This window comes from Anaerobranca gottschalkii DSM 13577, from assembly GCF_900111575.1.
Classification (GTDB): Bacteria; Bacillota; Proteinivoracia; order Proteinivoracales; family Proteinivoracaceae; genus Anaerobranca; species Anaerobranca gottschalkii.
Window position 1 is genome coordinate 1 of sequence record NZ_FOIF01000081.1, and the last position, 6770, is coordinate 6770.

Sequence of the window (6770 nt, forward strand, 5' to 3'; positions counted from 1 at the left end):
AAAAAGGTAATGTATAAAGCAGAAAATGTGGGAATAAAAGTAATACTTGTAGATGAGAGTTATACAAGTGGAACATCATTTTTAGATAATGAATTGCCTATAAAAGAAAACTACAACAAATCAAGACGAATCCATAGAGGTCTATTTAGGACTAATAATGGCACTTTAATAAATGCAGATTTAAATGGAGCATATCAAATAATGAAAAAAGTATTCCCCAATGCATTTTCGGAGGGGATAGAGGGTGTGGGGTTACACCCAATCAGAGTAAACATAGCTTAAGCTGTGTTTACTGATAAATAATTTTATTAAAATATTTAATTATTTTTTTGATTTTAATAAAAATTAATAACCTGAGGTGATTTTTATGGCCAGAATTGTAAACTCAAAAACTTCCCTATCTAATTCTAAGTTAATTGATAATATTAAATTCCAAAGAATAACAGAGGTTGAGCAAAAATATTCTCCCTTTGAGTTACAATTAAAAATATCCCATCTAAAGAAAGAATTAGACCAACTATTAGTAGATATAGATAAACAAGGTAAAGTTTTAGCCAAAAATATGACATTGAAGGATTTAAAAAAATACCGTAGTTTAATTTCTTCCTTTATCAAAAAAGCTACCGAAGAAATGTATAATTTAAAAATTCTAAATGGTGATTACTTTAATCCCCATAAACAATACTTAGTTATTGAAAAAATTGATGAACAATTAGAGGAAATCACCCAAAATTTATTAGAGGAAGAAAAAGATAATTTGTTTATCTTAGATAAGATTAACTATATAAAGGGTTTGTTAATAAATATAGCTATATAAACTAAGAAGCAAGATTTTGTTAATCTTGCTTTTTTACATTATTTAAGTAAATAGCGGTATTCCCGTTGAATTTCTTTAAATCCAAGTTTTTGAAATAAATTTATTCCTTCTATATTGTTAGAATCTATATTTATCACCACATAATTCTCATAATTAAAAATGTCTTCAATAGCACTACTTAAAATATCGATGGCATAACCCCTTCTCCTGTTCATCGGATGTATTTCTATTCTGTATATTTCTGCCACCCCTTTAGTTAAGCTATCTATATAACACCAGCCTAACAGTAAATTTTCACCATTTATAATACCATAAACCTTCTGATTTTGTTTTAAAAAATCTAAGATCTCTGGGCTATACCACTTTTCTTTACACTTTTGAACATCTTCGTAGGTAATTATTGAGGAAATTCTCTTTTTTCTTCCTTTAAAGTTTTCCCGTTGACAATATAAATAAATATTTTCTCCTTTAGATAATCTATAGTGTTTTTCTTCTAAGTATTGACAGATCCAATTTTGGTAACAATGGATATGAACTGGAAGGTCTTTAGTTATGAACTTATAAAATTCATCTAATTCACCACCGGTTAGAGGATTTACCCAACAAATATTATTTCTTTTTATTAAAAAGCCTTTTTCCCCTCCATAAACTTCCCAGTTCCCTGGTCCTAAACTTTGCTCAAGCAACCAAATTAAATCATAATTTTTTAAAAAATCTTTTTTTAATTCTTTTAAAATTCCTGTTATTTTTTTGTTATTTAACTTATTTACTGCCAATTTCATCATCCTTTACCCACTTTTTACTAGTATATCGATTTAATTAGAAGGGAAAATTAAATTTGAAAATAAATTTAAATAGGAGGTCATAAAATGCTGACTCAAAAAGAATTATTGTATCTAGAAGATGCTTTATCTGCAGAACAGTTAGCTATGGCTAAATTGCGTTTTTACGCTGAACAAACTAATGACCCACAGGTTAGGGAAGAATGTCAAAACTTAGCTAATAAACATCAACAACATTACAACAAATTATTAAAGCACCTTAACCCTAATCAAAACTTACAATAACTTTAAAGGAGGTTATTTAATTGGCTAATTATCCAAACATCTCAGCAAAGGATATTCTCCATGATTGCTTAAGTTGTGAAAAATCTTTAACTGGCCTTTACAATACCGCCCTAAACGAGGTCAATAATCAACAACTTCGCCAAGATTTATTGAGCTGTTTAAATGAATGCCATACACTACAAAATACAATATATAATATAATGGAACAAAGGAATATGTATCAAGCAAAACCAGCACAACCCCAAGAGATAGCTCAAGCACAACAAAAATACACTAACAATAAATAATTTATCATCTAAAAAGGCTATAGTATTCTATAGCCTTTTTAAATTAAAGGACTGTTTTAAATAAAGCTTGAAAACCTTCACCACATAATAATCCCTTATCTACAAGGACTTTTAGTTTTTCTAATGCCCTTTCCGGCTCATCCCCTTTTCGATAAGGCCTTTCTTCTGTTAAAGCTTGATAAATATCTCCTAAAGCTAAGATTTTATCATAATAACTTAATTGTTCATTTGTTAATCCTTCCGCATAGCCACTACCATCTAATTTTTCATGGTGATTTCCAGCTATTTGGCTAATTTCCTCTAATCCCTCTACTTGAGATAAAATGTGTTTTGTAAAATATACATGACTTTTAATTATATTAAACTCTTCATCAGTCAATTTACCTGGTTTTTCTAAAATTTCCTTAGGGATTGCTAGTTTACCTATATCATGTAGTAACCCTGCAATTTTTAGTTTTAATACATCCTGAGATGGAAAATTATTTTTTTCCCCAACCATTGTCACTAAATCAGCTAAACCGGTGGAATGGCGGTAGGTAAACTTACTTTTACTATCGATAATTTTAGCAAAAACTAGGGAGATATCCAATAGTTCCTCTGTTAATAAATACCTGTACTTATCCCTTTGAAAATTTTTAAATACATACTGGAAGTTGTTATGTTGTAAATCCAACCAAAACTTATCAGTTTTAGCTACATCTAAGAAAGCTTGTACTATTTCTCCATTAAAAAGAATATTGGCATTTTCTTTGATAAAGTCTATTAACCGGAATTTTTGATTATAGATATTCTGATAATGATTTATCCTTATATCTAATTGATCTGCCAGAAAAACTATTTGAGCTTCTATAGGAATTTCCGTTCCCTTTAAACGGTTAGGGCCTGTTCCGTCAAAGTGTTCATGATGATATAAAACTATATCTTTGACATTTTGGGAAACAGGTAAGTTTTCTGCCAATTCTCTACCAAATAAACAATGATTTTTTATCCTTTCTTCAATAAAATGTTCTTCTGATAGGGTTTTTGTTACTCCAATATCATGGATAAGTCCACCGTGAAAAAGGTCTAACGTATCGGCAATTCCTAATTTTTCCCCTATTCTAAAAGCTATATAACCTGTTCTCTTAGCATGGGATAACACCTTACTTTCACCTAAGTCCAAGGCTAAAGAAAATGCCCCCAATAATTGAGTAAAATTTAATTTCAACGCTTCCTCCCCCTTAAAAATAATAGGACTATTAATAAAAATACTAGAACATATAAAAATCTTTTAATAAAATAAATAAACTCAAAAAGTAAAGGCTGCCTTATAATTTCTAAACCAATGTTTATGGAGATATCCCCTGTATTAGCCACTTTATCGTAGAAAACATATTGGTATTGTAAATCAATGACATATAAATATTTTCCTAAGTTCAAATTAGAAGGTGGAATAGGATTAGTAAAGGATATATATGTCGAATCTTTAGGCTTAGCAAGTCCTGCCACAAAGATAAAGGGTTGTAAACTCTTTACTACCTCGCCCTTAACATCGAGAATCGTTACCCTGGGAGTAGGTGTAAAAATCAAGCCATCGACCCTTAAATTTTCAATAATTAACATAAAATCATTACTCTTTTTACCCCGGACAGATACAAAAGTCTTACCATCTTCAGCTATGTTAACATTTTCAGAATAGCTGAGATACAGGCGAACAAACTGATCTTCATATACTTTATAAAAACTAGGCTCACTTTGATTTGGTTTTGTAGTAGTGAATAACCGAGAAACCCCTACAATGCTAAGAATACTTATAATTATGATTAAAATATAAGCAAATAATTCTTTATTTTTTTTCATCCTATTCACCTTCCTTTTACAATCCTATCCCAAAAACTAAGGTTAAAATTCCCAAGTAAACTCTTCTACTAAAATATTTTCTACTGCTTCTTCCACCAGTTTTTCAACATCTAAATTTTCTTCTGCTTTTAAACATTGTTTCAATGTAGGTTTAGTTTTTGGATTTTTAGGAACAAAAACTGTACAACAATCTTCATAAGGAAGTATGGAAGTTTCAAAGGTATCAATAGCTTTGGCTTTTTCTATGATTTCCCATTTATCCATAGTTATCAAAGGACGGATTACAGGAATTTTTACCACTTCATTTATTACATACATACTCTCTAATGTTTGGCTAGCAACTTGAGCGACATTTTCTCCAGTAATCAATACCAATGCTTTCCTCTTTTGTGCATACCTTTCTGCAATTCTAAACATAAATCTCCGCATAATAGTAATCAACATGTCATCAGGGCATTTCATTTTTATTTCTTTTTGTATCTGGGTAAAAGGAACGGTATGTAGTTTTACTTTACCACAATACTTTGCTAACTTTTTACATAAATCCTCCACCTTTTGTTTTGCCCTTTGACTTGTAAAAGGATAACTATGGAAATGTAAGGCTTCAACCATAATTCCCCTTTTGGCAGCTAACCAGAAAGCAACTGGACTATCGATCCCGCCAGATAAAAGGCAGAGGCCTTTGCCGGTAACTCCAAGGGGTAACCCTCCAAAACCTTCAATTCTTTCACAATATACAAAAACATCTTCCTTTCTCACTTCCACCCCTAGCTCTATTTCAGGGTTATGGATATCAACTTTCAAAAAATTACCATATGCCTTTAGGATAGTTCCTCCTAAAATCTGATCCAATTCCATTGACTTAATTGGGAAAGTTTTATCTACCCTCCTAGTTTCTACTTTAAATGTTTTTACTTTATCTTTGTCTATAACCTTATCTATAACTTTAAGGCAAGCTTCTTTAATTTTTCCTTCATCCCGCTCCACCCTTAAAGCAGGGCTTAAAGAAACAATACCAAAAACCTTCCTCAACCCTTCTAATAACTCTTGATGATCATTATCAACAACTGGTACATAAAGTCTGCCAAACCGACTTTCTATTTTTCTAGGAGCTAAATGGGAAATGTTTTCTTTTATTCTTTGGATTAAAGTATGGACAAAGAAATTGCGGTTTTTTCCTTTCAAACTGATTTCACCATATCTTACTAAAATAACGTCATACATCCTCTTTCTCTCCTTCATTTAAATAAATAGTTTTAATTCTTCTACACTGGTTATTATCGATTGGATTAGATATTTTATTTCTTCTTCATTATTAAACCTAGAAAGACTGATTCGTATAGCCCCTTCCTGATATTCCTTCGGTAAATTTATAGCCTTTAAAACATGACTTATTCCCTTTTGTTTTGAAGAACAAGCGGAACCGGTAGATAAGAAAATCCCTTTACTTTCTAGAGAATGTAATAAAACTTCTCCTTTTAAGCCTCTAAAGGCTATAGTCATAATATGGGGTGCCGCTACCTCTGGGGTTAAAATCATTACATCTTTAACATTCTTAAGAATTTCTTCCTTTATCATATTAGTTAAGTTCCCCATAGTTTTATTGACATCCCAAAGTTTAAACATTTTTTCTGCCGCCTTTGCCATGGCATAATAGCCTGGTACATTTTCTGTCCCTGACCTTATACCTTGCTGTTGTCCCCCACCTTGAAAAATAGGTGCTAGGTTGGTCTTATCTTTTATGTACAACCCTCCTACCCCTTTAGGTCCATGGAATTTATGACTGCTAATAGATAACAAATCAATGTTAGCTTTTACCACGTTCAATTCTACTTTACCGTATCCTTGAACAGCATCTACATGGAAAATACAGCGGCGATTTTTTTCCTTAATTATTCTACCTATATTTACTATATCCTGAAGGGTACCTATTTCATTATTTACTAACATGATGGAAACCAAAATTGTATCATCATCAACTTCTTTTTCAAGTTGTTCTAAATCAATAAATCCAAATTCATCTACATCTAAGTATACAACATTATAACCCTGCCTTTGATAATCTTTAAAGACCTCTAGTACAGATGGATGTTCAATAGAAGATGTAATCAATTTTTTACCTCTATGGCCATAGGCCCTTACAGTACCATGGATAGCTAAATTATTACTTTCCGTACCTCCTGAAGTAAAGTAAATTTCCCTTTCAGATACCCCTAAGGTTTGGGCAATAATTTTTCTCCCTTCTTTTAATAGCCTTTCACTTTCAACTCCAAGTTGATGTAAAGAAGAAGGGTTGCCATAATATTTTTTAATAGTATCAAGATAAATGTTAAGTATTTCATCATCCATAAAAGTTGTGGCACTATTGTCTACATAAATTTCTTTAGTCATAATTAATCACCCTTTCTTCCATAAATCTACCACAATTACATAAAAATATCAAAGGGATTGTCGGGAAATAGCTAATTTTACAATTTTAGCTCATGAATAAAAAGAACTCGCTAGTTGTGGGACTTTTTAGAAGTTAACCATAACTATTGAGTTCTTTTTTTATTAAAGAAATATTAATTTTGGGCATGACAAATAAAAGTAGCTAATTTTATTGGTGGATTTATTTTTAAGCTGCTACTTCTGAAGTTTTTCCTTCAAATTCTTTTATTTGACCTGTTATAAATTTGTGATATTTGTTGATGTTTCGACCAAATAAATAAAGCATAAGTTCTTTATAAACTTTTTCAGTTGATCGATGGTTAAAACGTC

General features: G+C 31.0%; 9 protein-coding genes. 4 read left to right on the forward strand and 5 right to left on the reverse strand.

Annotated elements, in window-relative coordinates; all coding sequences use genetic code 11:
- Together BMX60_RS11300 and BMX60_RS11305 are read left to right on the forward strand one after the other, a co-directional pair.
- Window positions 1-282 (forward strand): zinc ribbon domain-containing protein (locus BMX60_RS11300; RefSeq protein ID WP_143055938.1); only part of this gene is annotated, 282 nt, incomplete at its 5' end.
- A gap of 85 nt (window positions 283-367) precedes the next feature.
- Window positions 368-817 carry a YaaR family protein gene (locus BMX60_RS11305; protein WP_091351546.1) on the forward strand — a complete coding sequence of 150 codons (450 nt, stop codon included), beginning with the start codon at window positions 368-370 and terminating at the stop codon, window positions 815-817.
- Between the two features lie 38 nt (window positions 818-855).
- Here BMX60_RS11305 and BMX60_RS11310 read toward each other — a convergent pair whose 3' ends face one another.
- Window positions 856-1602 (reverse strand): GNAT family N-acetyltransferase, encoded by a 747-nt coding sequence (locus tag BMX60_RS11310; RefSeq protein ID WP_091351547.1) that lies wholly within the window; start codon window positions 1600-1602, stop codon window positions 856-858.
- 84 nt (window positions 1603-1686) lie between these two features.
- Between BMX60_RS11310 and BMX60_RS11315 the strand changes: the two genes are divergently transcribed.
- Both BMX60_RS11315 and BMX60_RS11320 read left to right on the forward strand, forming a co-directional pair.
- Entirely contained in the window at window positions 1687-1884 is a 198-nt protein-coding gene (locus BMX60_RS11315) for a hypothetical protein (protein WP_072907326.1), read from the forward strand.
- Between the two features lie 20 nt (window positions 1885-1904).
- Complete coding sequence (locus tag BMX60_RS11320; protein ID WP_091351548.1) at window positions 1905-2171, forward strand: spore coat protein; 267 nt, start codon at window positions 1905-1907, stop codon at window positions 2169-2171.
- Window positions 2172-2214: 43 nt separating this feature from the next.
- Here BMX60_RS11320 and BMX60_RS11325 read toward each other — a convergent pair whose 3' ends face one another.
- From BMX60_RS11325 to BMX60_RS11340, 4 genes are read right to left on the reverse strand one after another with little or no spacing between them, the layout of a single operon-like run.
- Window positions 2215-3378: an HD-GYP domain-containing protein gene (locus BMX60_RS11325; RefSeq protein WP_091351549.1), complete on the reverse strand. Its 1164-nt coding sequence runs from the start codon at window positions 3376-3378 to the stop codon at window positions 2215-2217.
- Entirely contained in the window at window positions 3375-4010 is a 636-nt protein-coding gene (locus BMX60_RS11330) for a hypothetical protein (protein WP_091351550.1), read from the reverse strand. Before BMX60_RS11330 ends, BMX60_RS11325 begins: the two co-directional genes overlap by 4 nt.
- 42 nt (window positions 4011-4052) lie before the next feature.
- A complete protein-coding gene (gene thiI, locus BMX60_RS11335; protein WP_091351551.1) occupies window positions 4053-5234 on the reverse strand; it encodes a tRNA uracil 4-sulfurtransferase ThiI in 1182 nt (393 codons plus the stop codon).
- Window positions 5235-5252: 18 nt separating this feature from the next.
- Window positions 5253-6401 (reverse strand): cysteine desulfurase family protein, encoded by a 1149-nt coding sequence (locus BMX60_RS11340; protein WP_091351552.1) that lies wholly within the window; start codon window positions 6399-6401, stop codon window positions 5253-5255.
- Between the last annotated feature and the right edge of the window lie 369 nt (window positions 6402-6770).

Excerpts from the sequence above, each read along its gene's own strand:
- BMX60_RS11305 (WP_091351546.1), top strand. The coding sequence starts at position 368 with ATGGCCAGAATTGTAAACTCAAAAACTTCCCTATCTAATTCTAAGTTA.
- thiI (WP_091351551.1), bottom strand. The coding sequence starts at position 5,234 with ATGTATGACGTTATTTTAGTAAGATATGGTGAAATCAGTTTGAAAGGA.
- BMX60_RS11310 (WP_091351547.1), bottom strand. The coding sequence starts at position 1,602 with ATGATGAAATTGGCAGTAAATAAGTTAAATAACAAAAAAATAACAGGA.
- BMX60_RS11340 (WP_091351552.1), bottom strand. The coding sequence starts at position 6,401 with ATGACTAAAGAAATTTATGTAGACAATAGTGCCACAACTTTTATGGAT.
- BMX60_RS11315 (WP_072907326.1), top strand. The coding sequence starts at position 1,687 with ATGCTGACTCAAAAAGAATTATTGTATCTAGAAGATGCTTTATCTGCA.
- BMX60_RS11330 (WP_091351550.1), bottom strand. The coding sequence starts at position 4,010 with ATGAAAAAAAATAAAGAATTATTTGCTTATATTTTAATCATAATTATA.